This is a genomic window from Streptomyces phaeolivaceus (genome assembly GCF_009184865.1).
Taxonomy (GTDB): Bacteria; Actinomycetota; Actinomycetes; order Streptomycetales; family Streptomycetaceae; genus Streptomyces; species Streptomyces phaeolivaceus.
This window is the reverse complement of the sequence record NZ_CP045096.1, coordinates 104,232-130,580: the sequence shown is the minus strand read 5'-3', so window position 1 is coordinate 130,580 and position 26,349 is coordinate 104,232. Positions and strand designations below refer to the sequence as shown.

The window sequence follows — 26,349 nt, the reverse complement described above, 5'->3', positions numbered from 1 at the left end:
CTGCCGCACGGGCGGGTTATACGATGACGCCCGGTGGCGGGTGAGACGGGGAGGAACCGTGGATGTCTCCCACGGCGTGGGCCGGACGGCTCCGGCGGAGTCGTCGCGTGGCGGCGCGGCGCTGGAGATCCGTTCCTTGGCCGGGCGCCCCGGTATCCGTGCCGCCGGGGAGATCAATGTGAGCACCCGTTCCTGCTGGGAGCAGGGGCTGGAGGAGCTGGCGAGCGCCCACACGGACGTCTCCTTCGTGGAGCTGTCCGATCTGCGGGCCATCGATGTGGGCGGCGCGGCGGCGCTCGCGGTCACCGCGCAGCACCTGGGCGCCGGCCGGATCGTCGTGGACAGTCCGCCACCGGAACTGCCGCGCATCCTGGGCATGTTCTGGCCCGGCCTTTCGACGATCGAGGTGGCGGGGCGATGAGTACGGCCACCGGTGTCGACCCCTTCGCGCACCCCGCGCTGTTCTACCGGGGCGAGGAGCAGTACACGGCGGGCACGGTCCCCTTCCTCCTGGAGGGCCTGGCCGCCGGGGAGGCCCTCGCGGTCGCCGTTCCCGGCCCCCACCTCGACCTGATCAGGGGCGGGCTGGGAACCGGCGCCACCGGCGTCGAGTTCCTGGACATGACCGAGGTCGGCCGCAACCCGGGGCGGATCATCCCCGGTGTCCTGCGGGCCTTCGCCGACGCCCACCCGGGCCGGCGGGTCAGGATCATCGGGGAACCGATCTGGGCCGGCCGTTCGGCCGAGGAGTACCCGGCGTGCGTCCAGCACGAGGCTCTCATCAACGCGGCCTTCGAGGGCCGCGAGGTGACGATCCTCTGTCCGTACGACGCGGACGGCCTGGCGCCCGAGGTACTCGCCGACGCCCACGCCACCCACCCCGACGTCATCGACACCGGTGTCCGGCGGGACAGCGACGCCTACGATCCCGAGCGCGTCGTCGCCCGCTACAACCAGCCCCTCACCTACCCGCCCGGGGCCGCGACCCTGTCGTTCGACGCGCGGGCGCTCCCGGAGGCTCGTGACTTCGCCGTCCGGGAGGCCGGGCGACTCGGGCTCGCCGCGGACCGGTCGCAGGATCTGACGCTGGCCGTGGCGGAGCTGACCACCAACAGCGTGGTGCACGGCGGTGGTTCGGGGACGCTGCGGATCTGGGCCGAGGGCGAGCGGGTCGTCTGCGAGGTCCACGACGGCGGTCGGCTCACCGACCCGATGGCGGGCCGCCGACCACCGACCCGCGACCAGCCGGGCGGACGCGGCCTGCTGCTCGTCCACTACATCACCGACCTCGTACGCCTGCACACCACCGAGGCCGGCACCACCGTCCGCTTCTACCTGCCCCTCTGAGGGGCTCAGATCGCGGCGCGGACGGCCTGCTCGAAGCCCACCACATGGCTGCGGGCGAGATACGCCGCCTTGTCGGCGTCACCCGCGACGATCGCCTCGATCAGCGGGCCGTGCTCCTCGACATGCCCGGCCATGTCGGACAGCCGGTCGACGAACAGGCACCAGATGCGGGTGGCCAGGTTGTCGTGGCGGACGAGGGTGTCCTCCAGATACGGGTTGTGCGTGGCGGCGTAGATCGCGCGGTGCACCTGGAGGTCCAGCTGCATCAGCTCGGTGGCGTCCTGGCGGCCGGAGTCCGCGCCGCCCAGCTCCCGCCGCAGGGCCGTCAGCGCCGCGCGGTCCGTGGCCGTGGCCCGCCGCGCGGCCTGGGCGGCGGCCAGCGGCTCCAGCTCCTGCCGGACCTCGGAGATATGGGCGAGGTCGGTGATGTTGACGTCGGTGGCGAAGGTGCCGCGCCGGGGATACGTCGTCACGAGGCGCTCGTACTGGAGCCGCTTGAGCGCCTCACGGACCGGTGTCCGTCCGACCCCGAGGGACTGCCCCAGCTGCTCCTCGTTGATCGGCGCGCCCGGCCGGATCTCCAGCATGACGAGACGGTCCCGGACGACGCGGTAGGCCCGCTCGGCGAGGGACGGCTCCTCGCCTCCGGGCTCTGTCGCCACCTGCTGCATGCCATGCCCCCTTGACCTGTCCGGCGAGCTCCCATACCTTACCGCAGAGGCTAATATATCAGTCGTTCTTTAGTCGGCTCTCAGAATGGTGTGCAGATGGCAACCACCCCGTCCACCACCACGGTCGCCCCTTCCCTCTCCCTTCGGCTCGGCACGCTCGACCCGGAGATCGCCACCGCGGTCGACGCCGAGCTGCGCCGCCAGCAGTCCACCCTCGAAATGATCGCCTCGGAGAACTTCGCCCCGGCGGCGGTCATGGAGGCCCAGGGCTCGGTCCTGACCAACAAGTACGCCGAGGGCTACCCCGGCCGCCGCTACTACGGCGGCTGCGAACACGTCGACGTCGTCGAACGGCTGGCCATCGCCCGGGTGCGGGAACTCTTCGGCGCCGAGGCCGCGAACGTCCAGCCGCACTCGGGCGCCCAGGCCAACGCCGCCGCGATGTTCGCCCTGCTGGAGCCCGGCGACACGATCCTCGGCCTCGACCTCGCCCACGGCGGCCATCTGACGCACGGCATGCGCATCAACTTCTCCGGCAAGCTGTACGACGTCGTGCCGTACCACGTACGCGAGTCCGACATGCGTATCGACATGGACGAGGTCGAGCGGCTCGCCCTCGCCCACCGGCCCAGGATGATCGTCGCGGGCTGGTCCGCCTACTCCCGGCGGCTGGACTTCGCCGAGTTCCGGCGGATCGCCGACGCGGTCGGCGCGTATCTGCTCGTCGACATGGCCCACTTCGCCGGGCTGGTGGCCGCGGGCCTGCACCCGAACCCGGTGCCGTACGCCGATGTCGTCACGACCACCACCCACAAGACCCTCGGCGGCCCGCGCGGCGGCGTGATCCTCAGCCGCGCCGCCCTCGCCAAGAAGATCAACTCGGCGGTTTTCCCCGGTCAGCAGGGCGGCCCGCTGGAGCATGTCGTCGCGGCGAAGGCGGTCGCCTTCAAGGTGGCCGCCGGCCCCGAGTTCAGGGAGCGCCAGCAGCGCACCCTGCACGGCGCCCGTATCCTCGCCGGACGGCTGCTGGCCGACGACGTCGCCGAGGCCGGGATCACCGTGCTGACCGGCGGCACCGAGGTCCATCTGGTCCTCGTCGACCTGCGGAGGTCCGCGCTCGACGGGCAGCAGGCCGAGGACCGCCTGCACCGCGTCGGCATCACCGTCAACCGCAACGCGGTCCCGTTCGACCCCCGCCCGCCGATGGTCTCCTCCGGCCTGCGGATCGGCACACCCGCCCTCGCCACCCGGGGCTTCGGCGAGGCGGAGTTCCGGGAGGTCGCCGACATCATCGCCCAGGCGCTCAAGGAGGAGCAGCTCGGCGACGAGCGCGCGGGCCTGCTGCGCGACCGGGTCGAGAAACTCGCCTCCGCCTTCCCCCTCTATCCCCACCTGTCCCACCTGTCCCACGTGAACGGAGACGCGGCATGACCAGCACGGCGCTGCCGGAGCATCCGGACTGGCTCTGGCGCAACCCCGAGCCGCGCTCCTCGTACGACGTCGTCATCGTCGGAGCGGGCGGGCACGGCCTGGCGACCGCCTACTACCTCGCCAAGAACCACGGCATCACCAATGTCGCGGTCCTGGAGAAGGGGTGGCTGGCGGGCGGCAACATGGCCCGCAACACCACGATCATCCGCTCCAACTATCTGTGGGACGAGAGCGCGGCGATCTACGAGTACGCGCTCAAGCTGTGGGAGCGGCTCCCGGAGGAGCTGGACTACGACTTCCTGTTCAGCCAGCGTGGAGTCCTCAACCTCGCCCACACCCTCCAGGACGTCCGCGAGGGCGTGCGCCGCGTCAACGCCAACCGGCTGAACGGTGTCGACGCCGAGTGGCTGGAGCCGGACCAGGTCGCCAAGGTCTGCCCCATCCTCAACGTCTCCTCCCGCACCCGGTACCCGGTCCTCGGCGCCACCTTCCAGCCGCGGGCCGGCATCGCCAAGCACGACCACGTCGCCTGGGCGCTGGCCCGCCGCGCCGACGAGATGGGCGTGGACCTGATCCAGGGCTGCGAGGTCACCGGCTTCCTCAAGGACGGCGACCGGGTCGTGGGCGTCGACACCAACCGGGGCCGCATCCACGCGGGCGGCGTCGGCCTCGCCGCCGCCGGGCACAGCAGCGTGCTGGCCGAGCGGGCGGGCGTCCGCCTGCCGGTCCAGTCCCATCCGCTCCAGGCGCTGGTCTCCGAACTGCACGAACCGGTGCACCCCACGGTCGTCATGTCCAACCATGTGCACGTCTACGTCTCGCAGGCCCACAAGGGCGAGCTGGTCATGGGCGCGGGCGTGGACGCGTACAACGGCTACGGCCAGCGCGGCTCGTTCCATGTGATCGAGCAGCAGATGGCCGCCGCCGTCGAGCTGTTCCCCGTCTTCGCCCGCGCGCATGTGCTGCGGACCTGGGGCGGCATCGTCGACGTCAGCCCCGACGCCTCCCCGATCATCGGCACCACCCCGGTCGAGAACCTCTACGTCAACTGCGGCTGGGGGACCGGCGGTTTCAAGGCCACCCCGGCCGCCGGCTGGGCCTTCGCCCACACCATCGCCACGGGCGAGCCGCATCCGCTGAACGCCCCCTTCGCCCTGGAACGGTTCGCGACGGGCGCGCTGATCGACGAACACGGCGCCGCGGCCGTGGCCCACTGACGGACGAGGAGAACACCGTGCTGCTGATCACCTGCCCCTGGTGCGGGCCGCGGGACGAGACCGAGTACCACTACGGCGGACAGGCCCACGTCCCCTACCCCGAGAACCCCGCCGACCTCACCGACGAGCAGTGGGCCGAGTACGTGTTCTACCGCGACAACCCCAAGGGCCCCTTCGCCGAGCGGTGGATGCACGGCACCGGCTGCCGCCGCTGGTTCAACGTCCTGCGGGACACCGTCAGTTACGAGGTCCTGACCAGCTACCGGCTCGACGAGCCCCGCCCCGCACTGCCCCAGGCCGGAGGGAACCGATGACCGACCAGCACTTCCGGCTCCGGCAGGGCGGCCGTGTCGACCGCGACACCGTGCTGCGCTTCACCGTCGACGGCCGGGAACTGACCGGCCACCCCGGCGACACCGTCGCCTCGGCGATGCTGGCCAACGGCGTCGTCGAGGTCGCCCCGTCGCTCTACCGGGGGCGCCCGCGCGGCATCGTCTCGGCGGGTGTCGAGGAGCCCAACGCCCTGCTGCAGATCGGTGGTCCGTGCTCGGAGGGCATGCTCCCGGCCACCACCGTGGAGCTGTACGACGGCCTGTCCGCGACCACGGTCTCCGGGATGGGCCGCCTCGACCCGACCCCCGACCCCGCCGTCTACGACAAGAAGTACGTCCACACCGACGTCCTCGTCGTCGGCGCCGGACCGGCCGGGCTCGCCGCAGCCGCCGCTGCCGCGGGCTCCGGCGCCCGCGTCGTCCTCGTCGACGACCAGCCCGAGCCCGGCGGTTCACTGCTCTCCGCGAGCACCGAGCGGGTCGGCGGGCAGAGCGCCCTGGAGTGGGTCGCCGGGGTCCGCGCGGCACTCGACGCCGCCCCCGAGGTCGTGGTCCTGCACCGCACCACCGCTTTCGGCTCGTACGACGACAACTACGTACTGGCCCTCCAGCGGCGCACCGACCACCTCGGTACCGACGCCCCCGAACCGTCCTCCGGCGTCTCGCGCCAGCGGCTGTGGCACATCCGGGCCCGCCAGGTGGTCCTGGCGACCGGCGCGCACGAACGCCCCCTGGTCTTCGCCGGCAACGACCGCCCCGGCATCCTGCTCGCCGCCGCCGTGCGCTCCTACCTCAACCGGTACGCCGTGGCCCCGGGCTCACGCGCCGTGGTGAGCACGACCAACGACAGCGCGTACGACACGGTCGCCGATCTCCACGCGGCCGGGATCGAGATCGCCGCCGTCGTGGACGCGCGCCCCGAACTCTCCCACCGGGCCGCCGAGATCGCCGTGGCGACCGGGGCACGGGTGCTGACGGGCAGCACGGTCGTCGGCACGGACGGGGACGGCCGGCTGGCGGGGGTCGCTGTCCAGAGACTCGACGCCGACGGTCGACTCACCGGCGTCCCCGAGTCGTTCGCCTGTGATCTGCTCGCCGTCTCGGGCGGCTGGAGCCCGGTGGCGCATCTGCACAGCCAGCGCCAGGGCCGGCTGCGCTGGGACGAGGACCTCGTCGCCTTCGTCCCCGACGGCACCGTACGGGACCAGCGGGTCGTGGGCGCGGCGCGCGGCACGTACGACCTCGACGGCTGTCTGGGCGAGGGCGCGGACGCGGGTGCGCGGGCCGCCACGGACGCCGGGTTCCCGGTGCCGCTGCCCACGGCCCCGCCCGAGGGGACACGGAACGAGGGGACGCGGCCCGAGGTGCGCGCCCTGTGGCTGGTGCCCGGCCCCGACGGCGAACCCGGCGGCTGGGACACCCACTTCGTCGACCTGCAACGCGATGTCACCGTCGCCGACGTGTGGCGCTCGACCGGCGCCGGTATGCGCGGCGTCGAACACGTCAAGCGCTACACCTCCCTCGGCACCGCCAACGACCAGGGCAAGACCTCCGGTGTCAACGCGATCGGCGTGATCGCCGAGGCACTCGGCGCGGGCGCGTCCCCCGGCGAGATCGGCACCACGGCCTACCGGGCGCCCTACACCCCGGTCGCCTTCGCCGCCCTGGCCGGGCGCGAGCGCGGCGACCTGTTCGACCCCGAGCGCACCACATCCATCCACGGCTGGCATGTCGCGCAGGGCGCGGAGTTCGAGGACGTCGGACAGTGGAAGCGCCCCTGGTACTACCCCCGGGCCGGAGAGGACATGGACACCGCCGTGGCCCGCGAGTGCCGGGCGGCGAGGGAGGGGGTGGCGTTCATGGACGCCTCCACCCTCGGCAAGATCGAGATCTGGGGCGCGGACGCGGGCGAGTTCCTCAACCGGATCTACACCAACGCCTTCAAGAAGCTCAAGCCCGGCCTCGCCCGCTACGGCGTGATGTGCAAGCCCGACGGCATGATCTTCGACGACGGTGTGACCCTGCGCCTGGACGACAACCGCTACTTCATGACCACCACGACCGGCGGTGCCGCGAACGTCCTGGACTGGCTGGAGGAGTGGCTTCAGACCGAGTGGCCCGAACTCGACGTCCACTGCACCTCGGTGACCGAGCAGTGGGCGACCATCGCGGTCGTCGGCCCGCAGTCGCGCGAGGTCGTCGCCCAACTGGCCCCGGACGTCGACCTGTCGAACGAGGCCTTCCCCTTCATGTCCTTCCGCGAGACCACCCTCGCCTCCGGCGTCCCCGCCCGGATCTGCCGGATCTCCTTCTCCGGCGAACTCGCCTACGAGATCAACGTCTCGGCGTGGTACGGCCTCGCGGTCTGGGAAGAGGTGTACGCGATCGGCCGCCCGTACGACATCACCCCGTACGGCACCGAGACCATGCACGTCCTGCGGGCCGAGAAGGGGTACATCATCGTCGGGCAGGACACCGACGGCACCGTCACCCCGCAGGACGCGGGCATGTCGTGGGTGGTGTCGAAGCAGAAGGAGTTCATCGGGAAGCGGTCCTTCGCCCGCGCCGACACCTCCCGCACCGACCGCAAGCAGCTGGTCGGGCTGCTGCCGGCCGACCGCACGACCCGGCTGCCCGAGGGCACCCAACTGGTCGCACCGGGCGTGCCGTTGACGCCCGGGGCGGGGCCCGTGCCGATGCTCGGCCATGTCACCTCCAGCTACCACAGCCCGGCCCTCGGCCGCCCCTTCGCCCTCGCCCTCGTCGCCGACGGGCGGGCCAGGATCGGCGAGACCCTCCTCGCCCCGGTGGGCGAGAACCTGGTGCCGGTCGAGGTGGCCGACTTCGTGCTCTACGACCCCGAAGGGACCAAGCGAGATGGCTGAGCCGACGATCGAGGCGCGCACGAGCACGGGTGCGGGTGTGGACACGGGTGTGGAGTCGGGGCCGGTGGCGCTGCGCGTCAGCCCCCTGACCCACCTCGAAGAGCGGATGCGGGCCGCCACCGTGACCGGCGCCCGTGGGGTCGAGCTGACCGAGTGGCAGTGTCTCACCATGCTGAACCTGCGGGTCGACCCCGAGTCCGAGGCGGCCGACCGGATCGGGAAGGCGCTGGGGGCACCCCTTCCGCGGCGGTGCGGGGACACCACCACCTCGGGCCTCCACACGGCCCTGTGGCTCGGCCCCGACGAATGGCTCGTGCTCTCCCACCGCGAAGCGGCCACCGTGGCCGCCGAGTCGAGGGAGGCACTCGCCCAGGCACCGGGCTCGGTCGTCGACGTCTCGGCCAACCGCACCACACTGGAGCTGACCGGCCCGGCCGCCCGCGAGGTCCTGGAGAAGGGCTGCCCGCTCGACCTCCATCCCCGGGCCTTCGCCCCCGGGCAGGCGGTGTCGACCACGGTCGGCCCCGTCCCGGTACTGCTCTGGCAGGTCGACGACGCCCCGACGTACCGGCTCTTCCCCCGCGCCTCCTTCGCCGACTACCTGGCTCGCTGGCTCCTCGACGCGATGACCGAGTACGGCGCCGACGAGGTCGCGTGACGGCACCCGCCGACGCGCCCCCGGCACCCTCGACGGCCCACCGACTGGCAGTATCTGCTGAACAGTTCGAGTGGGCCTGGGGCCTGGGCCGCCGCCGGGCGGTCGGCGCTCCGGGTGACGATGTGGTGATGGAGTGGCGACGGAATGGCGATGGAGTGGCTGAAGAGACACGGGCGGCGGACGGCCGGACTCGTGGGGGTGGCCGGTGCGGCGGCGTTGGCACTCACCGCCTGCGGCCAGAGCGCCTCCGCGGAGAAGGCCCCCGAGAGCCGTGAGGCGAAGTACAAGCGGGTCATCGAGGACCCGCGCCCGACCCCCGCCGACGTCATCGAGATGGCCGGCGCACCGTCCGGGGTGTCCCGCGCGGGCGACGGCTCGCTGCTGCTGACGTACGACGCCGACAACGTCGAGGACGACGAGGGGCCGGCCGCCACCGCCTGGCGCCTCCTCGGACCCGACGGCCGTACGGTCGCCGAGCACGCGGAACACGCCAACGCGGAGGATGTGCCCGCCGCGTTCAAGGGGGTGCCCGGGGGCTTCGTCAGTGTGCCGCCGGGGGAGGGGACCGGCCTCGATCTGCGCGGCAAGCGGCACGAGGTCGTCCTCGCCGAGGCTCCGTCGCGTACCCGGGCCGGTGACATCCTGCTCTCCGCACGGGAACCGACCCTCGTCTACCGCCCCGCCACACGCACCCTGGCGCCCCCGGCCGGCCTGTCCGACGCCGCCGTCGATGTCGCCGTCGACGAACGCGGCACGGTGTGGAGCCTGGACCAGCCCCTGACCGACGAACCCAACCGTGTCGTACGGCAGCGCGACGGCCGCACCCTCGGCTCCGTCGACGTCCCGAAGTCGTACTCGGGCGGCCCGCTCGTCGCCCGGGGCGGCACCGCCGCGCTGGCCCTCGCCACGGACGAGGGCGTGCGCGGCCTGATGGTGACCACGGACGACGGCACGTCCTGGCGGACGCTCCTGGCCGGCGGCATCCCCTGGGAGAGCCTGGACGGTGGCCCCGGCCTGCTGATCCTGGAACTGCTCGCGGACGGACGGCTGCTCGTGGGCGGGGAAGGGGGCCGCTACTGGCTCGCCGACGACGACGAGAACAACGCCTTCCACGAGTTGGAGACACCGGCGACCTTCACCTCGCTCACCGTCGAGGACGACACGCTCTACGGCATCGCCGACGCGACGACGGCGACGTACGACCTCGTGAAGGGCGAAGGGCTGTGGATCTCGCGGGACGGCGGCCGGGAGTGGGAACGCCGCGAGTAGCGCGGCGAACGCCGGCAGCGTGGGGCTACGCCCGGTGCAGGCCCGCGAGTTCCAGTGCCCCGGTCATGGCGGGACGGTCCGGTTCCCGCCAGTCGGGCGCCGTGATGAGGGACATCAGGAGGGCCGGTGACAGTCGGTAGGCCTCGGCGTGGCCGAGCAGCGTCTCGGCGTCGTGGGCCGGCACGGCGGCGTGGTCCTCGTCGGCGATGGTCCTGAGCACGTCCTTCCTGTCGACGAAACGGCTCATCCCGCAGTCGAGTCCGTCGTCGTCGAGGGAGGCCGGGTACGGCGCCCGGGTCCAGGCGCCGTTCTCGTACCAGTAGACACAGCCCAGTTCATTGCCGCTCAGCAGGTCCCGCAGCTGCTCGTGGGGAAGCCAGTCCGGGGCGCCCACGAGCATGTCGACCGGTGGCCGGTGCCACTTGACGCCGCTCGACTCGTCCTCGCCGAAGAGCACGTACCGGCCCTCGCCGCGCCGCGCGAACCCCCACCAGGTGCAGCCGGAGTCGTCCAGATGGAGCCCCTGGTCGTCCACCCATGTGCCCGTGCGGTGACGGCCCGCCCGCTCGTCCTTCGCGGTGGCCTCCAGTACGGCGACGAGCGCCCAGCGCGCCCACAGCACCTCCGCCGACGGCAGATCCCCGGGCAGCCCCGGTCGGTTGATGGTCATGCGTTGCCTTCGTTGCCTTCCGGACTCCACGCGGATCATGATCGGTGCAAGACTCTCACGCACCGAACGACCGCCGCTCCGACCCGGGTCGGCCGTGCCGCATTCGTCGTAGCCGCATCCGTCACAGGGGAGACACCCGCGCATGTCCACGACGCCGCCCTCGCCGACCGGAGCAGAGCCGACCGGAGCAGAGCCGACCGGCACATCGGACGAATCGTCCCTCGGTTCGTCCGTCGAGTCGTCCGTCCGGATCGGCGCACTCGTTCCGCTCACGCGGCCGGGTTGGGTCGAGGCAGGTCAACACCTGCTCGCCGGGCTTGAGTTGGGCGTGCGCGAAGTCAACGACGCGGGCGGGATCGGCGGCGGGCCGGTCGAGTTGGTCGTGCGGGACACCGCGGCCGATCCCGAGCGAGCCGCGACGGCAGTGGACGAGTTGTCCCGTCTCGGCGTGGTCGCCGTGGCGGGGGAGTACCACAGCGTCGTCGCCCGCGCCGTCGCCACCAGGGCCGACGCCCTCGGCCTGCCGTACCTCTGCTCGTCGGCGGTGCTCGACGCGCTCACCGGACAGCCGACGGAACGGGTCGCCCGGCTCTCCCCGCCGCAGTCCCGGGGCTGGCGGACCTACGCCGACTTCCTCCTCGGCGCGGGCCACCGCCGTATCGCCGTGGCGACCCAGCCGGGCCTCTACTGGGCCTCCGGGACCCGTATCCTGCGCGACCACCTCACGCCACGCGGCGGCACGGTCAGCGAACTCGACATGAGCGTGCTCACCCCCGCCGCCGTCTGCGACGCACTCGCCGAGCAGGGCGCGACAGCGCTGCTTCTCCTGGTGGGCACCCCGGAGCCGGCCGTACCGCTCGTCGAGTCCGTCCGCCGCGACGGTCGCCTCGTGGAGGTCATGATCGGTGCCCCGGCCGGGCAGCCGGAGTTCGCCGAGTGGGCGCTGTCGCTGGGCGACCACGGCGCCGGGATCCCGTTCCTGCGCTATCTGCCCGAGCGCCTCGGCCCCCTCGGCACACGAGTGGAGAAGGCCCTCCGCGAGCGGCTGGGCGCTTCGCCGTCCTTCGTCGCCTTCGAGGGGTACGACACGGTCGCGGTCCTCGCCGACGTACTGCGCGCGCACGGCACGGACCGGGCGCGTATCGCCGAGTCCTGGCCGGGTGTCGAGGTCGAAGGCACCCGTGGGTGGATCCGGTTCTCCCGGATGCCGGGCATCGGTGTCTGGCAGTGGGCCGGGCCGCCGATCCAGGTCGTCGACCGTGATCCGGCGGAGCCCGGACGCTTCCGGATCCTGCACACCGGCTGAACGGTCAGCTCAGCGGCATGACCTTGCGGTAGGCGGTGACCGCGAGTGCCGCGACCGCGACATGCATCAGGAGCAGGGCCACGACCCCGGTCGCTCCGCCGGGGCCGAAGAGGAAGAAGTCGGGGACGAAGGAGACCGCGACGACCACCGGGGCCAGCCATCGGATCAGCTTCTCGGGATCCCCGGACAGCTTGCGGACGGCGGCCCAGCCGAGGGCGCCGGCCACCACGCCGACCGTGGTCAGGAAGATGTACGAGCCCGGGTCCAGGGGCTGGAAGTCGTCGGGCGCGCCGATCGCGCGCGCGACCACCGCGATCAGGGCGTTCGCCAGCGAGGACAGTACGATCGCGGCGAGCACGCCGCCTGCCACGACGAGGGGACCGCGGCGCGTGGCGGACGTCTGGGTGACTGCGGACATGGGGGACTCCAGAGCTGCGACAGGTACGACCGCGAGACACGGCGTACGGGTATACGGATTTCGGAGTACGGATGACGGGGTACGGCTACGGGTTTGAAATCTCAAACATGATCCTGGCCGACTGCGCTTGAAACTTCAAGTGATGTGAGGGGGTGGATCGATGTGGGCATGGGCGAGCCCGGGGAGAGGACGGTGAGCGTCCGCGCGGTCCCGGAGACGTGACCGGCGCCGTCGCCGGGCCGCGATCGGCATCCCGCCTACGTCTCGATTGTGTCCCGCCGCCATCCCGTCTGTGTTCCGCCGGAACGCGCTATGCCCACCCGTGTTTGTGGGGCGCGACTGTCCGGGTCGCGGTCTCGGCTGCGGTGAGGCCGAACACGAGGGCCGACGCGATACCGCCGGCGTAGGCCCGGTGCCACAGGCCCCCGGTGTCCGAGCCGGCCGCGAGGAGGCCTGGCACGGGGTGTCCGTCCTCGCCCAGGACGCGGGCCCGGTCGTCGATACGGACCCCGTGGAACGGGAAGGTGATGGCCGGCACCGCCTCGACCACGTAGTAGGGCGGCCGGTCCAGCGGTGCCGGGTCCAGCAGCCGGCCCGGTGTGGGGGCCGCGCCCGCCGCCGCGCTCGCCGCGACGGCGTTGAACTCCTCGACGGCCGCGCGGATCACCGGCCCGTCGTAACCCCATTCCTCGGGCAGGCAGTCGAGTTCGTCGAGGCTCTCCGCGAAGCCGACCCGCCCGCCGCGCCTGGCCGCCAGCGCGAACTTGTCCACGGCGACCGCGCCCTTCACATACGCCCCCACCACCCAGTCGCGGAAGACCCGGGAGTCGGCGACGAGCAGCCCTCGGCTCTCGGGCTGCTCCAGGAGCGCCATGGTCGTCAGATGATCGCCCAGCGTCTCGTCGGTGAACCGCTCACCGCGCAGGTTGAACAGGAGCGCGTGCTCGCTGTAGTAGAGCGACAGGTCGACGAAGTCGGACGGGTCCGCGAACGGGATGCCGCTCGGGATGAGATGCCCGTAGAAGCCGGCTCCGGTGAGCCCCGTCGCCGCCCCGGCGGAGGTCGCGAGGCGGTGTCCGGCGCCGCGGCTGTGCGGGTTGGAGCGCAGTTCCATGCGGTCGGCGTGCGGATGGACGAACCTGTTGCGGAGTTCCGGGTCCCCCTGGAAGCCGCCTGTCGCCAGAAGCGTCGAGCCGGCCCGTACGACGCGTCGCGTGCCGTCGCCCGTGACCAGCTCCGCCCCGGTCACGGCCCCGTCCTCCAGCAGGAGCCGCTCGGTGTCGGTGGCCGTCAGGACCTCGCCGCCCGCCGCGACGACGATACGGCGGCAGGTGTCGAGGTAGTGGTTGGTGTCGAACTGGTGGCCCTGGCCGAAGCCGAGGACGGGCTGAGCGTCCTTGACCTCGACCCCCGTGCTTCCGATCCAGGCGATGCCGTCCGCGAAACGGTCCACGAGGGCACGGGTGAGCGAGGGCTCGCCGCGAGGGTTGTGCCGCTCCATGACCTCGTGGCTCGGGGCGGTCCAGGCGTAGCCGGCGTAGCGCGCGGACCCCCCGACGTCGTCACCGACCTCGGCGACCACGACAGACAGCCCCTCACGGACGGCCCTCGCGCCCGCGGTCAGCCCTGCCATCCCTGCCCCGATGACGAGCAGATCGACCACCGTCTCATCCGGCATCCGCACTCAGCCCCTTCTCACCACCTGAGATGACTTCACATTCCGACGAGGGGCGCGCCACGACGCGCTCCAGCGGGGCTACCAGGGTGCCTGATGGCGGAAGGGAGTACCAGCCTTGCGATGCAGATGAAGTGAAGTGAATTCATTTCCGTCCTGCCGGGGGTCCGCACAGTCCGGCCGCGCCAGGCCCACCCCCGGCCCGCGCCGTCTCACTCGCCGATGTGGCGCCGCAACAGGTTCACTGCCAGGTCGTGGCCGTAGTGGAGGGCGATGTCCATGGGGGTCTCGCCGCTTGGGCCCGGCAGCCGCGGGTCGGCACCGAACGCGAGGAGTACGGCCGTGAGATGCACGGTCAGCGGGCTGCCGCTCTGCAACGCGCTGTCGGCCTCCGTGTCGATGGCGTGGGTCAGGAGCGTCAAGTTGTCGCAGACCTCGTTGGGGTCGGTTCCCTGGGCCAGTAGTTGGGCGAGGGTTTCCACTTCGTCGCTCTCGACGGCCTGATGGGCGGGTGTCCAGGTGTTCTCCACGGCGGCATTCAACTGGTGCCGTCCCGGATCCGCCAATGTCTTTCGGGTCGTCACTGGCGGTTGATCGCCCGTGAGATTCCGGCGGCGGTGGTCGTGGCCAGGATCCAGCCGGCGGCGGTGAGGGTGTAGGCGAGCCATTGGGCGGTGCCGTGTGGGGCGAAGGCCAGGTCCTGGCCGAAGGCGGGGAGGGGGATGAGGAGGTCGAGGGCGTAGACGAGGGCGTTGAACGGTGGTGCCTTCGAGGGTTCGAGGGGGGCTGGAGGGTGGGCCGCGAAGTAGAGGGCGCCGCAGGCGAGCAGGGCCACCAGCCAGAGGGTGGCGCGCAGTGGGCGGTAGCCGTAGCCGACGGTCGCGTCCTGGACGTAGCCCCAGAGGCGGGTGTGGCGGGGGAGCGAGGCACGGTGGTGGCGCTGCTTGGCGAGGAGCACCGTACGGGCCTCGTCCTCGTGTCCCAGCCGCCGGTAGGTCGCCGCGAGCTGCTCGTACGGCTGGGGCAGATAGGCGGCGGTGCCGTGCCGGAGCCAGCCGAGCCGCTCGGCTGCCGACAGGGGAGTGGCCAGGGCGTCGTAGACGGTGTCGGCCAGTCGGAGGTCCGAGGGCCAGGTGTCGGGGGCGTCGTACAGGGTGCCCAACCGGGCGCCGCTCGCGTCCACGGTGCCGTCGATCGGCCGCCGGGTACGCAGATCGGTCTCCCGGGCCTGGGCCAGCCGCAGGGACAGGGCGGTCCCGGCGGGGTTCGTCAGCGTGGCCTCGTGGAAGCTGAGCCGTGTGCCGACGCCGCTGCCGTCGAGTGTGACGCCGCCGTCGACGCGCAGGCCGCGGCCGAGGTCGAAGTTGCGGGCGACGGTGACGTCCACGGCCTCCAGGGCGACGTCGCCCGGATTGTTCAGCCGGGCACCGCAGAAGCCGATCGCCGCCCCGACCGTCGCACCGGAGAGGATGATCCGCCCGTCCGCGCTGAAGCCCGGGTGGAAGGTGAAGTCCTCGGTGATCTGGACGTGGTAGGCGTCCAGGGCGTGGCCACCGGGGTTGTGCAGGGAGGCGCCCTCCAGGTCGAACTCGCCGGATACGGTGGCGCCGGAGCAGCGGAAGGTGCCCCGGACCGTCAGGCCGGTGCACAGGACGTTGCCGCCCGCCACGAGATGGACGGCGGATATCGCCTCGGTCCCGGGCGCGGTGATCACCGTGCCCCGGAGGTCCAGGTCGCCGTGGATCTGGGCGCGGGTGAGCACGAGCGGCCCGGTCAGCCGACAGCGGGACAGAACCAGCCGACTGCCCATCTGGGTCGTGTCGGCGGCGAGACCCGGCAGGTCGCATCCGGTGAGGACCAGCTCCCGGATCGTGGCCCCGCCGAGCAGGGGCGCTTCGTCGAAGCGGCACTCGTCCAGCACCACCGGTACGGGGATCTCGGCGAACCGGAGATCCAGCACGCCCGTGACGCGGGCGCCGGTCAACCGCAGTGCCGGGCGGTCCCCCGGCGCGGGCTCGGCCCCGGCGCCCAGCAGCAGCGCGGCGACGACCTCGGCCCGCACGGTGGGTTCCTCCGTCCGCGCGCCGTCGCGGACATCGACGGCGCCCCCGTGGGCGAAGGAGTTCCACAACTGACGTTCACGGGCGTTGAGTTCGTCGAGACGCATGATCGACGATCTTCCAGGCACGGGCCCGCTCGGAACAAGACCCCGGGACGAGGCTTGCCGAAGCCCGGCCCCGCCGGTGGCCCGAAGGACTCGGGCCACCGGCATCTCGCCGCACCGTCAGTCGTTGACGCAGACGTTGCCGAACGTCGGGTTGAGCACCCCGATCACCTTCACCGAGTTGCCGCACACGTTGACCGGGATGTGCACCGGCACCTGAACGGTGTTGCCCGAAGCGACCCCCGGCGAGCCCAGCGCCTCACCCCGGGCCCCGGCGTCGGCCCCCGCCACTCCGGCACCGGCGAGCACGACCCCCGCCACCCCGAGGGTCACCGTCACCGACTTCGCCACACGAGACACGCTTTCTCCTCTCATAGGCCTGCTGAGCAGCCATTGCGATGACCACACAGCAAGATCATCCAATCGCCCACTCAACGACCCGCGCGCACACCGGACACGGCATGCGGCAACCCGGCGCCCCTCAATTCCCGAGCCGAAGCGGCCCGCGCTGTCCCGCCCTAACGCCCGGAGTCGGTAGCCCCCGTATCCGTATCCGTATCCGTATCCGTATCCGTGTTCGTGTCCGGACCCGCGTCTTCCTTGCCCTCGTTGCTCTGGGACTTGGCGGGGGCGGCGGGGCGCAGGGACTTGGCGCCGCCCCTCAGGCGCTCCAGCGTGCGGGTCAGCTGCTGGAACGCGGACGTCGTCGCCGGTGTCCCGGACGGTGGCTGCGTGTGCGCGGCGGGAGCGGCCTCGGCGGACTCGCGGTAGGCGGCGAGCGCCTCATGGGCGCGCTCGGTGGCCTCCCGGTACAGGTCCCGGGACTTCGTCATGGCCTCCAGCGCCTCGGCGTACGAGGCCACCCGCTTCCGTTCCCGGACGAGTTCCTCCTCCAGAGTGAGGAGGTCCCAGTCGTCACGGAGCGCGGTGAGAGCCGCGTCGGCGCCGTCCGGCAGCGGTCGCGACAGCGCGGCGAACCGTGTCACCGCCCGGACGAGGTCGGTCGGCTCCGAACCGTCCAGGAACACCGAACGTACGGCGAAGTCCTCGGCGTCGTAACCGGACGGGCCCGGCGTGCCGGGCAGCACCACGGCTCCGCCGCGCGGCACCTCCGCGTCGAAGTCCCGCAGCGCCCAGTTCACGACCCGCAGTTGATGCGGCGCGGCCCGGTGCTCCACCACGCGGTGACGCAGGCCCGGCGACAGCCAGCGGGCGAGGGGAAGCCGACCGCGCTCGTCCGTCGTCATGGCCTCGTGGACGACGACATGGACGCACCATCCGCCGCGCCCCGAGTCCCTGAGCAGGCGCCGTACGTCCTTGTCCTCCTCGGGCAGGGCGTTGATCCTGCTCAGCGACAGGCCGGTGGCGGCGTCGTGGTCCCAGTCGCCGTACTCCGGCCAGAACCGGGTGACGGGGGAGGGCCAGGCCGGGTCCCACGCCTGTTCCGCCTCCGCGAGCAGCGTCCACTCCCGCCCGCCGCCGAGATCGGGCGCCAGGCTCAGCCGGGCGCGTACGGTCACCTCGTCGGGAACCCGCCATCGTGCCTCGAAGACCCGCTCCGGTGAGTCGCCGCCGGCATCGGGCGCCTCCCGGAAGTCGTCGATGACCTGGGTGTCCTTGAGCTGTCGCAGGGTGCGACGGAGTGCGTCTTCGGCGTCGGGCCCGACATGGCGGCCACGAGCCGGCCACACCGTCGGGGGAGTCACGGGACGGGCTGTGCGGGAGGTCGGCATAAGTCCATCGGGAAGCAGGGGCACGTGCGCCCACCAGTATCCTCGCCACGGCCCGACTCGGATCACCCGGGGTCCCACCGGCCTTCGCTCCCGCCGCCGTCAGGCGGAGACAGGGCGAGGACGGGAGACGGTGGCCGTCGGCGTCTGCGGGGTGGGTGATCGTGAACATCTTGTTGCGGGCGCACCTCACCCTCTGCGGGACGCTGATACTGGCCGGGTGATCGAGGCGGGCGGGAGGAATCGCGGAGGACTGCGGTGGACTGGACGGTGCCCGGAGGGCTGGTGGCCGGTCTGCTGATCGCGACCGTGACCGCCCCGGTCGGTGTGTCCGGCGCGGTGTTCCTGCTGCCCGTCCAGCTGAGCGTCTTCGGCGTACCGAACCCGGCCGTCACCCCGACCAACCTGCTCTTCAACGTCGTCGCCGGACCGGGGGCCCTGTGGCGCTACCGCCACGACGGTGCCCTGCGCGGCGGCCTCGCCCGGAGTCTGGTGCTGGGCACGCTGCCCGGTGTCGTCCTCGGCGCCGCCGTGCGCGTCTTCGCGCTGCCCGGCCCGGACGTCTTCCGCCTCCTGATCGCCGCCCTCCTCCTGCCCCTGGGCGTCTGGCTCTGCCTGCGCAGCGTCAGCCCGGCCCGCCACCACCCGCCGCCGCCCGCAGGCGAGTTGCGGCCACGCACCCTGACCGGGCTCGCCCTGGCGGTCGGTGTGGTCGGCGGCATCTACGGCATCGGCGGCGGTTCCCTCCTCGGCCCGATCCTCGTCGGCCGTGGCCTGCCCGTCTCCCGCGTCGCCCCGGCCGCGCTCGCCGCCACCTTCGCCACGTCACTCGTCGGCGCCGCCGCGTACGCCCTGCTGTCGCTCGTCAGCCCCGGCGACGTCGCCCCCGACTGGTGGCTCGGTCTCGCCTGCGGCACCGGCGGTCTGATCGGCGGCTACCTCGGCGCCCGTCTCCAACCCCGTGTCCCCGAACGAGCCCTGCGCCTCCTCCTCGGCACCCTCGCCACGGCCCTCGGCGCCCTGTACGCCGCCCAGACCCTGACCTGACTTGACCTGAGCGTCGGGCCGGACCACTCGTCGCTTCGAGCCTCGTCGAATTGTTTCCGTGCCGTCCGTCACAGTGCGAACCTGAGGACAATCGGCACATGGAGGGACGACGTGACGGTGCGGGGGAAAACGGAAGTACCTGGATCACCTGGATCACCTGGATCACCTGGATCACCTGGAGTATTACGGAGACGGTCGTGATGGCGCGGGTGTTCGTCGTCGACGGTCACCCTCTCTTCCGGGCCGGTGTGCGACAGGTCGTGGGGGACGCGGTGGATCTGGAGATGGCGGGGGAGGCGACCACGGGGGAGGAGGCGGTCGTGGCACCGCGGGACGGCCATGTCGTCGCCGATGTCGTCCTCATGGACCTGTTGCTCCCCGGCTGTTCCGGCATCGAGGCGACCCGGGCCATCGTCGCCGAGACATCCACCGGCCCCGACGCGCCCCGGGTGCTGTTCGTCTCCGGGTCCGCCGAGGACGACGCGGTCGTGGCGGCCCTGCGCGCGGGGGCGCGGGGTTACATGGTGAAAGGCGCCCCGGGCGAGGAACTGGTGCGCGGCGTACGGACGGTGGCGCAGGGCGGGGCGGTGTTCAGCGCGTCCGTCGCGGACCGGCTGGGCGGCTACTTCTCCGCCGTCCAGGAACTGCCGGTGGGGGCCGCCTTTCCCGATCTCACCGAGCGCGAGCGCGAAGTGCTCGACCTGGTCGCCCGCGGCCTCAGCAACCGCCGTATCGCCCGTGAGTTGGTGCTGTCGGAGAAGACCGTACGCAACCACGTCTCGCGCGTCTTCGCCAAGCTCCGCGTGGCGGACCGCCACACCGGCGGGACGCGTCACCGCGCCCGCCTGCTGAGCGCCGCCGGCCGGTGGTGGAGGGCCGTACGTCCTCCACCACCGTGCCGTTCCCGCCCGCGCCTCCCCTCCCGCACCTGACGGGCGAGCAGCCCCGATCCGTACGAAGGGACCTGCCCCGACATGGACTTCGTCGTGTTGCCCGACAGCCCGGCCGCCCCGGCCTTGGCCGAGCCACTGACCCGCGCCCCCGGTGTCCGGGTGGTCCGGCACGCCTCGGGGCGCCCCTGGCTCGTGGGCCGTTGGGCGGACACGGAGGTGACAGTGGTGAGCGCCGGGGCGCGGCGCCTCGCCGTCCCGCGCCGCTCGACCGTGGACGGGCACCGTGTGGAACGTGCGCTGGCCGAGGCGCGGACACCGGGCCGACTCGACGACGTGGCACGCTCGTTGCCCGGCTGCTTCCATCTCGTGGCCTCCTTCGACGGGTGGACGCGCGCCCAGGGCAGTGTGTCCACCGCGCGGCAGATCTTCTACGCCGACGTCGGAGGCGTCACCGTGGCCGCCGACGGCCCGCGCCCGCTCGCGGAGTGGGCGGGCGCGGCCAGGGACGGCACCTCCCCCTTCCCTGCCATCGACCGGTTCCTGACCGTCGACCGGTTCCCGGCCGTCGACCGGGATCTGCTCGCGCTGCGTCTGCTGACCCCGGTCCCGCCCTGGCCCCTGTCCCTGCGCCCGGTGTGGTCGGGCGTGTCGGCACTCGGCGTGGGCTGCCGGCTGGAGCTGGCACCTCGACGGTCACCTGCCGGTACAGCGCCGCGAAGTACCCGACCCGGTCACCGGCGCGCACCGCCTCCCGCACGACCCCGGCAAGCCCGTCCACGACCTCGTCGATGTTCTCCGCCGCCATGTCCAACTCCCTTTCCGTGGAACCTCGTTGGGCCCGAAACCCGGTTGTCGCACGTGATGCCGATCACAGCCCCGTTCTGCCACCGGAGGGGCCGGTTCAGGTGGGGTCGTCGCAGGGCGGGTCGTACGCGAGGTCGGGGAAGTGGCGTGCCCACTGGGCGGCCGTGAGGGGGGTACGCACCTGGGCGCAGGCGTGGGTCCGTGCCCGGACGGGGTCGGTGTCCCAGATCTCGACGGTGTGGTCGTTGCTCAGGGTGACGACGGCGTCGTGGGTGGGGAGGGGGACGGCGGTCGCGAGTCCTCCCGACAGGCCGGTGAGGGTGGCCCGTTCGGTGGGGAGCGGGCCGTCGGCCGTACCCCACACACGTGTCGTGCCGTCGAGTCCGGCCGTGACGGCGAGGCGGCTGTCGGGGGTGAACTCCACGGAGGTGATCACATCGGTGTGGCCGTGGAGGCGGCCGAGGCGCCGGTGGCGGCGCGGATCGGCGACGTTCCACAGGAGCGCGGTGTGGTCGTCGCTGCCGGAGACGAGCGTCCGGCCGTCCCGGCTGTAGGCGAGCGCGGAGACGAAGTTGTCGTGGCCTTCGAGGACGGCGATCGTCGGCGCGTCGCGTGGATCGGTGACGTCCCACAGGCGGACGGTGCGGTCGTCGGAGCCGGAGGCCAGGGTGGTGCCGTCGGCGCTGAAGGCGACCGGTTTGACGTTGAGCCGGTGACCGGTCAGGGAGTTCAGCAGGCGGGGGCGGGCCGGGTCGGCGATGCTCCACAGCCGGACGGTGTCGTCGTAGCTGCCGGTGGCGAGTGTGCGGCCGTCCGGGCTCATGGCCAGGGAGAAGACCAGTTCGGTGTGACGGGTCGGGGTGGTCGACACCAGGCGCGGGTGTCCGGGGTCGGCCGTGTCCCAGAGCCTGATCTCGCCGTCCTGGCTGAGACCGGCCAGCGTTTCGCCGCGGGGGCCGAAGACCAGGGTGTGGAAACTGTCGGGGCGTCGGCGGTTCTCGCCCAGGAGCGCGGGGCGCCGGGGATCGGTCAGATTCCACAGGCTGAGGCCGCCGTCGTCACGGGCGGTGGCCAGCGTCCGGCCGTCCGGGGTGACGGCGGTGGCGTGCACGCGCCGGGTCAGGGTGCGCGGGGCGACGCTGAGCAGACTGTCGCGGGTGGCTCGGCCGGAGTCCAACCGGTACGCGGCCAGCGCGAGTTGGGCGGCGAGGGGGCGGTCGCGGGTGCGCAGGGCGGAGGAGGTGTCGGCCGCCTTGAGGGCGAGGGCGTGGTTGCGCTGCTCGGTGACGGTCCGCTGGGAGCGCACCGCGAAGCCGACGGCGGTCGTGGCACAGACGAGCAGGGCGACCAGCGCCGCGACGAGCCGGCGCAGCCGGCGGATGTGGTGGCGGGCGCGCAGCGCATGTGCCCGTTCCGCCGTCTCACCGGCGGCGAGGAAGGCACGCTCGCGGACCGTCAGCGCCTCGTCGGGAAGGTCCCTCGCGGAGGCGAGACGCATGCCCCGGTAGAGGGTGTCGGGATCGCGGTCCAGGGATTCCCAGACGGCGGTGGCCTCGGTGAGCGCGCGGTGCAGCCGCAGCCGGTCCCGGTCCTCGCCCAGCCAGCGGCCCAGACGGGGCCAGCAGCGGATCAGGGCCTCGTGGGTGATCTCCACATGGTCGCGGTCGACGGTCAGCAGCCGTGCCCGGGTGGCCTGTTCGAGGACGAGAGCGGTGTCGGGGGTGTCGTCGAGTTCGCCGCGCGGCACACGGCGTTTGGTGTCCTCGGTGCCGTCGCCGAGGGCGATGAGCCGCAGGAAGAGCCGGCGGGTGATGTTCCGCTGGCTGTCACTGAGGCCGGAGTGGAAGGCCTCGGCGGTCTGGGCGAGGGCGCCCTCGAAGCCGCCCGCCGCCTGGAACCCGGCGAGGGTGAGGGCGTTGCCGCGCCGGCGGTGCCAGGTCTCCAGGAGCGCGTGCGAGAGCAGGGGCAGCGCGCCGGGACGGCCGTGGGCGTCGGCGGTGAGGGCGGCGAGCAGGGCGCCCTCGACCGTCAGCCGCGCGCGGGCGGCGGGCCGTACGATCGCCGCCCGCAGCTCGTCGAGCGTCATCGGGCCGACCGGCAGATGGGCGTCGGCAAGCGCGTCGACGAGGGCGGGCAGCCGGGTGCAGTGCGTGTAGAAGTCGGACCGCACGGCCAGCACGACACGGCACCGGCTGTCGGGGGTGCGCGCGGCGTGCAGCAGGGCGGCGACGAAGGCGTCACGTTCCGCCGCGTCCTGGCAGAGGGTGAACACCTCCTCGAACTGGTCCACGACGACGATGAGTTCGGCCGCCGGGTCCGGCGAACCGGCCAGGATCTGGCGCACCACGCGGTGCAGGGCGCGCGGCTCCGCGGCGAGTTCGGTGTACACCGAGCCCGGGGTGAGACGGGCGCGGGCCGCCAGCTGGATCGCGCATTCCTCCAAAGGGTGCGCACCGGGCGTGAGAACTAGCGCCGGATCACCCGGGAATCGGGGGAGCACTCCGGCGCGTAACACCGATGATTTCCCGGACCCGGAAGCCCCGAACAGAACAAGGAATCTTTTCGCATTCAGGTGTTCGACGATCCGGGTGGTGAGTCTTTCACGGCCGAAGAAAGTGTCGGCGTCCGACTGCTGAAAGGAAGCCAGACCGGCATAGGGCGCGGAAACCTTGTCCCGGGATTCGCCCCCGGTCTCGATCACGGTTCCCGATCCGGCTCCGGCTCCGGCTCCGGTTCCGGTGGAGCATTCCGCTGCCGTCCTGCGCCAGATCAGCTCCCATTCCCGCTCGTCGCCGCCGCAGGCGCGGACGTATGCGAGGGTGACGGCCAGCGTGGGCAGTTGACGTCCGGCGGCGGCAGCGGAGAGCGCGGCGATGGAATAGTGCGCCCGCCGGGCGAGGTCCCGGTAAGTGGGACCTCCGGCCTGTTCCCGCAACTTCCTCAATCGCGCGGCGAATTCCAGCAGCGGACCGCCCTCCGCCTCCAGCGGGCGTTCTCCACGTGGCACCTGCACGCACCTCCCCCGAGCCGTTCGGGATTGTTCACCATGCGTTTGTTCAGCGCCAGCCCACCGATCGTGAACAACGCGACGCGGCTACAAACGGTGCGTCAGGTCCCGCACGGAGGACCGGAATCCCCACAACCGATCGGGAGGACCACATGAACGCCTGCACACGGCACTGCGCCGGATGGCCGGGCAGGGCCGCGGGCACCCCGCCCCCACCGGCGGACCCGCCGCCCCCGCCGGACCCCGATCCGGTCACGGAGCCCGCCTCACTCACGGACCCCCTACGGCTGGGAGGATTCACCGCCGGGCAGTTGGGACGGCTGTGCGATGTCGTCGGGATCGACGCGCGGCGCCGGATCGCCCATCAGCGGGTGCTGTCCGAACTGCTGGGCCCGGCCGCCGCTCGGCCCCTGGCCGCCCCGCCGCCCTCGCCGTCGTTCGTCGCCGACGACCACACGCCGGTGGAGTTCTCACTGACCTTCCCCGTCGGCGCCGCTCCGGTCCTGCGGGTGCTGGCCGACCCGGGCTGCGCCGTCCGGGCCCTGCCGGACAACGCCCGGACGGCCTGGGCGGCAGTCGGGCGGCTGGCGGCCCAATGGGGGGTCGGGCTGCAGGGGTTGACCCGGATCACCGACCTCTTCCTGCCGCCGGCGCCGCACGGACCGCTGACCCTGTGGTGCGCCCTCGACCTGCGGCCGGACGGCCCACCGGGACTCAAGCTGTATCTCAACCCGGGCGCGCGGGGCGCCGAGCGGAGCCTGGAGACCGTCGCCGAGGCCATGGCGAGGCTCGGCCACGCACCCGCCTTCGAGCCCGTACGACGGCACCTGGAGCCGCGCTTCCCCGAACGGGCCGGCCTCATGTTCTTCGCCCTGGACGTGGGCCCGTGGGCCGAACCCCGGGTGAAGGTCTACGTCGTCCACCACCACGCCACCGCCGCCGACGCGGCGGACGCGGCCCGCCTGGTGCCCGGGGCCTCTCCGGAGCGTGTGGCGGACGTGTGCCGCCGGATCGGCGGGGACGGGCCCTTCGCCGGGCTGCCCCTCATCTCCGGCTACTCGTTCACGGGCACCGACACCGGTCGGCCCACCGGCCACACCCTCTACGTCCCCGTCCGCGCCTGTGTCCGCGACGACGAGGAGGCCCGCGACCACGCCGTGCGGCTCCTGCGCCAGTACGGCGTGGCCGACGCCCCGCTCGACCGCGCCCTCGCCGCGCTCACCACCCGGCCGCTGACCGCCGGGCGCGGCCTCATCTCCTACCTGAGCCTCGTCCAGGCGCGCGGACGGGCCCCGCGTATCACCGTCTACCTCTCCTCCGAGGCGTACGGCGTCCTCCCGCCCCGGGGAGACACCTCACCCACCGACTGAGACCGCACCCCCGAACACCCCGAAAGGACACCGACACCATGGAGCCGTACCGGATCAAGGTCGTCGAGCCGATCCCGGTCACCACCCGCGAGCAGCGGCAGGCCGCGCTCGCCCGCGTCCACCACAACCTCTTCGACCTGCGCGCCGACGAGGTCACCGTCGACCTGCTCACCGACTCGGGAACCGGCGCGCTGTCCGCCGCCCAACTGGCCGCCGCGATGGACGGCGACGAGTCCTACGCCGGGTCACGCTCCTTCCACCGCTTCCACGACACCGTGCGGGAGTTGACCGGCTACCCGCACATCCTGCCCGTGCACCAGGGACGCGCGGCCGAGCGGCTCCTGACGGCCACGCTCCTCGGCCCCGGCAAACTCTTCCTGAGCAACACGCACTTCGACACCCTGCGGGCCAACGTCGCCCTGTGCGGGGGCGAGGCCTGGGACCTGCCGTGCCCCGAGGCGGCGGACCTGGACAGCGCCGAGCCGTTCAAGGGGAACATCGACACCACCCGTCTCAAGGCCGTCCTGGACGGGCCGGACGGCGCCCGCGTCGGCGCGGTGATCATGACGCTCACCAACAACGGCGGCGGGGGCCAGCCGGTGTCCATGGCCAATCTGACGCTGACCTCCGCGCTGTGCCGGGAGCACGGTGTGCCGCTCATCCTGGACGCGGCACGGTTCGCGGAGAACGCCTGGCTCGTCACCCAGCGGGAGCCCGCCCACCGCGAACACAGCCCCCGGCAGGTCGCCGAGGCCGCGTTCCGGCTCGCCGACGGCTGTGTGATGAGCGCGAAGAAGGACGGCATCGCCCACATCGGCGGCTTCCTGGGCCTGCACGACACCGAACTGGCCCGGCGCTGCGAACTGCTGCTCATCGCCACCGAGGGCTTCCCCACCTACGGCGGACTGGCGGGCCGTGACCTGGACATGGTCGCCCGGGGCCTGCACGAGGTCACCGACCCCCGCTATCTGCGCGCCAGGGCCGAGGACACCGCGTACCTGGCGGACCTGGTACGGGCGGCCGGCGTCGACATCGTGGAGCCACCCGGCCTGCACGCCCTCTACCTCAACGCCGGCCGGCTGCTGCCGCACATCCCGCCCCACCGGTTCCCCGGCCAGGCACTGGCCTGCCGACTGTATCTGGAGGGCGGCATCCGCGGTGTGGAACTCGGCTCCCTCTATCTGGGCACCGAGGACGAGCAGGGTGCCCCGCTCACCAGCGCGCCGTACGAGCTGCTGCGCCTGGCGATTCCCCGCCGGACGTACACCCGTGGCCACTTCGACCACGTCGGACGCGCCCTCGCCCGCGTGGCCCGGGACGCCCACCTCGTCCCCGGCCTGCGCATCACCGAACAGCCCGCCTTCCTGCGTCAGTTCCGCTCCAGGCTGGCGCCCGTGGACGTGTGACCGAGGGGAACGGAGGGGAGCCGGTGTCGCTCACAGCCTCGTCGCTTAG

At 72.5% G+C, this 26,349-nt stretch carries 22 protein-coding genes; 13 read left to right on the top strand and 9 right to left on the bottom strand.

Annotation, left to right across the window (positions count from 1 at the left end):
• Positions 1-58: 58 nt before the first annotated feature.
• Together F9278_RS00935 and F9278_RS00930 are read left to right on the top strand one after the other, a co-directional pair.
• Entirely contained in the window at positions 59-421 is a 363-nt protein-coding gene (locus tag F9278_RS00935) for an STAS domain-containing protein (protein WP_226966568.1), read from the top strand.
• Positions 418-1,347 (top strand): sensor histidine kinase, encoded by a 930-nt coding sequence (locus tag F9278_RS00930; RefSeq protein WP_152166527.1) that lies wholly within the window; start codon positions 418-420, stop codon positions 1,345-1,347. Before F9278_RS00935 ends, F9278_RS00930 begins: the two co-directional genes overlap by 4 nt.
• A gap of 5 nt (positions 1,348-1,352) precedes the next feature.
• On the opposite strand, the gene F9278_RS00925 is transcribed toward F9278_RS00930, so the two are convergent.
• Entirely contained in the window at positions 1,353-2,018 is a 666-nt protein-coding gene (locus F9278_RS00925; protein WP_152166526.1) for a GntR family transcriptional regulator, read from the bottom strand.
• A gap of 96 nt (positions 2,019-2,114) precedes the next feature.
• Between F9278_RS00925 and glyA the strand changes: the two genes are divergently transcribed.
• From glyA to F9278_RS00895, 6 genes are all read left to right on the top strand, one after another.
• A complete protein-coding gene (gene glyA, locus F9278_RS00920) occupies positions 2,115-3,449 on the top strand; it encodes a serine hydroxymethyltransferase (protein ID WP_152166525.1) in 1,335 nt (444 codons plus the stop codon).
• Positions 3,446-4,666, top strand: coding sequence for a sarcosine oxidase subunit beta family protein (locus F9278_RS00915; protein WP_152166524.1), 1,221 nt, complete (start codon positions 3,446-3,448; stop codon positions 4,664-4,666). Before glyA ends, F9278_RS00915 begins: the two co-directional genes overlap by 4 nt.
• A 17-nt stretch (positions 4,667-4,683) precedes the next feature.
• Positions 4,684-4,980: a sarcosine oxidase subunit delta gene (locus F9278_RS00910; protein WP_152166523.1), complete on the top strand. Its 297-nt coding sequence runs from the start codon at positions 4,684-4,686 to the stop codon at positions 4,978-4,980.
• On the top strand, positions 4,977-7,883 hold the full coding sequence (locus F9278_RS00905; protein ID WP_152166522.1) for a sarcosine oxidase subunit alpha family protein: 2,907 nt from the start codon (positions 4,977-4,979) through the stop codon (positions 7,881-7,883). The genes F9278_RS00910 and F9278_RS00905 overlap by 4 nt, the downstream gene beginning before the upstream one ends.
• Positions 7,876-8,541, top strand: coding sequence for a sarcosine oxidase subunit gamma (locus tag F9278_RS00900; protein WP_193241332.1), 666 nt, complete (start codon positions 7,876-7,878; stop codon positions 8,539-8,541). Before F9278_RS00905 ends, F9278_RS00900 begins: the two co-directional genes overlap by 8 nt.
• A 150-nt stretch (positions 8,542-8,691) precedes the next feature.
• Complete coding sequence (locus F9278_RS00895; protein WP_152166521.1) at positions 8,692-9,810, top strand: NHL repeat-containing protein; 1,119 nt, start codon at positions 8,692-8,694, stop codon at positions 9,808-9,810.
• A 25-nt stretch (positions 9,811-9,835) separates the two neighbouring features.
• On the opposite strand, the gene F9278_RS00890 is transcribed toward F9278_RS00895, so the two are convergent.
• Entirely contained in the window at positions 9,836-10,480 is a 645-nt protein-coding gene (locus F9278_RS00890; protein WP_152166520.1) for a hypothetical protein, read from the bottom strand.
• Positions 10,481-10,622: 142 nt separating this feature from the next.
• On the opposite strand from F9278_RS00890, the gene F9278_RS00885 reads away from it, so the two are divergent.
• Positions 10,623-11,786, top strand: a complete 1,164-nt coding sequence (locus tag F9278_RS00885; RefSeq protein WP_152166519.1) for an ABC transporter substrate-binding protein — start codon at positions 10,623-10,625, stop codon at positions 11,784-11,786.
• Positions 11,787-11,790: 4 nt separating this feature from the next.
• On the opposite strand, the gene F9278_RS00880 is transcribed toward F9278_RS00885, so the two are convergent.
• From F9278_RS00880 to F9278_RS00855, 6 genes are all read right to left on the bottom strand, one after another.
• Entirely contained in the window at positions 11,791-12,204 is a 414-nt protein-coding gene (locus F9278_RS00880) for a DUF6069 family protein (protein ID WP_193241331.1), read from the bottom strand.
• 310 nt (positions 12,205-12,514) lie between these two features.
• Positions 12,515-13,882 carry an FAD-dependent oxidoreductase gene (locus F9278_RS00875; protein ID WP_152166518.1) on the bottom strand — a complete coding sequence of 456 codons (1,368 nt, stop codon included), beginning with the start codon at positions 13,880-13,882 and terminating at the stop codon, positions 12,515-12,517.
• 209 nt (positions 13,883-14,091) lie between these two features.
• The gene (locus F9278_RS00870) at positions 14,092-14,409 is read right to left on the bottom strand and encodes an ankyrin repeat domain-containing protein (RefSeq protein ID WP_152166517.1); all 318 of its coding nucleotides are present in this window, start codon (positions 14,407-14,409) and stop codon (positions 14,092-14,094) included.
• Between the two features lie 50 nt (positions 14,410-14,459).
• The gene (locus tag F9278_RS00865; protein WP_152166516.1) at positions 14,460-16,046 is read right to left on the bottom strand and encodes an oxidoreductase; all 1,587 of its coding nucleotides are present in this window, start codon (positions 16,044-16,046) and stop codon (positions 14,460-14,462) included.
• 117 nt (positions 16,047-16,163) lie between these two features.
• Complete coding sequence (locus F9278_RS00860) at positions 16,164-16,403, bottom strand: chaplin (RefSeq protein WP_152166515.1); 240 nt, start codon at positions 16,401-16,403, stop codon at positions 16,164-16,166.
• 158 nt (positions 16,404-16,561) lie between these two features.
• The gene (locus F9278_RS00855) at positions 16,562-17,776 is read right to left on the bottom strand and encodes a hypothetical protein (RefSeq protein ID WP_226966567.1); all 1,215 of its coding nucleotides are present in this window, start codon (positions 17,774-17,776) and stop codon (positions 16,562-16,564) included.
• A 255-nt stretch (positions 17,777-18,031) separates the two neighbouring features.
• Here F9278_RS00855 and F9278_RS00850 point away from each other — a divergent pair, with 255 nt between their 5' ends.
• Both F9278_RS00850 and F9278_RS00845 read left to right on the top strand, forming a co-directional pair.
• Positions 18,032-18,820, top strand: coding sequence for a sulfite exporter TauE/SafE family protein (locus F9278_RS00850; protein ID WP_152166514.1), 789 nt, complete (start codon positions 18,032-18,034; stop codon positions 18,818-18,820).
• 98 nt (positions 18,821-18,918) lie between these two features.
• Positions 18,919-19,752 (top strand): response regulator transcription factor, encoded by an 834-nt coding sequence (locus F9278_RS00845; RefSeq protein WP_319023096.1) that lies wholly within the window; start codon positions 18,919-18,921, stop codon positions 19,750-19,752.
• 862 nt (positions 19,753-20,614) lie between these two features.
• Here the strand turns inward: F9278_RS00845 and F9278_RS00835 are convergent.
• Positions 20,615-23,524 (bottom strand): nSTAND1 domain-containing NTPase, encoded by a 2,910-nt coding sequence (locus F9278_RS00835; protein ID WP_152166512.1) that lies wholly within the window; start codon positions 23,522-23,524, stop codon positions 20,615-20,617.
• Positions 23,525-23,676: 152 nt separating this feature from the next.
• Here F9278_RS00835 and F9278_RS00830 point away from each other — a divergent pair, with 152 nt between their 5' ends.
• Both F9278_RS00830 and F9278_RS00825 read left to right on the top strand, forming a co-directional pair.
• Positions 23,677-24,894, top strand: coding sequence for a tryptophan dimethylallyltransferase family protein (locus F9278_RS00830; protein ID WP_152166511.1), 1,218 nt, complete (start codon positions 23,677-23,679; stop codon positions 24,892-24,894).
• 38 nt (positions 24,895-24,932) lie between these two features.
• Complete coding sequence (locus F9278_RS00825) at positions 24,933-26,300, top strand: tryptophanase (protein ID WP_152166510.1); 1,368 nt, start codon at positions 24,933-24,935, stop codon at positions 26,298-26,300.
• Positions 26,301-26,349: the final 49 nt, after the last annotated feature.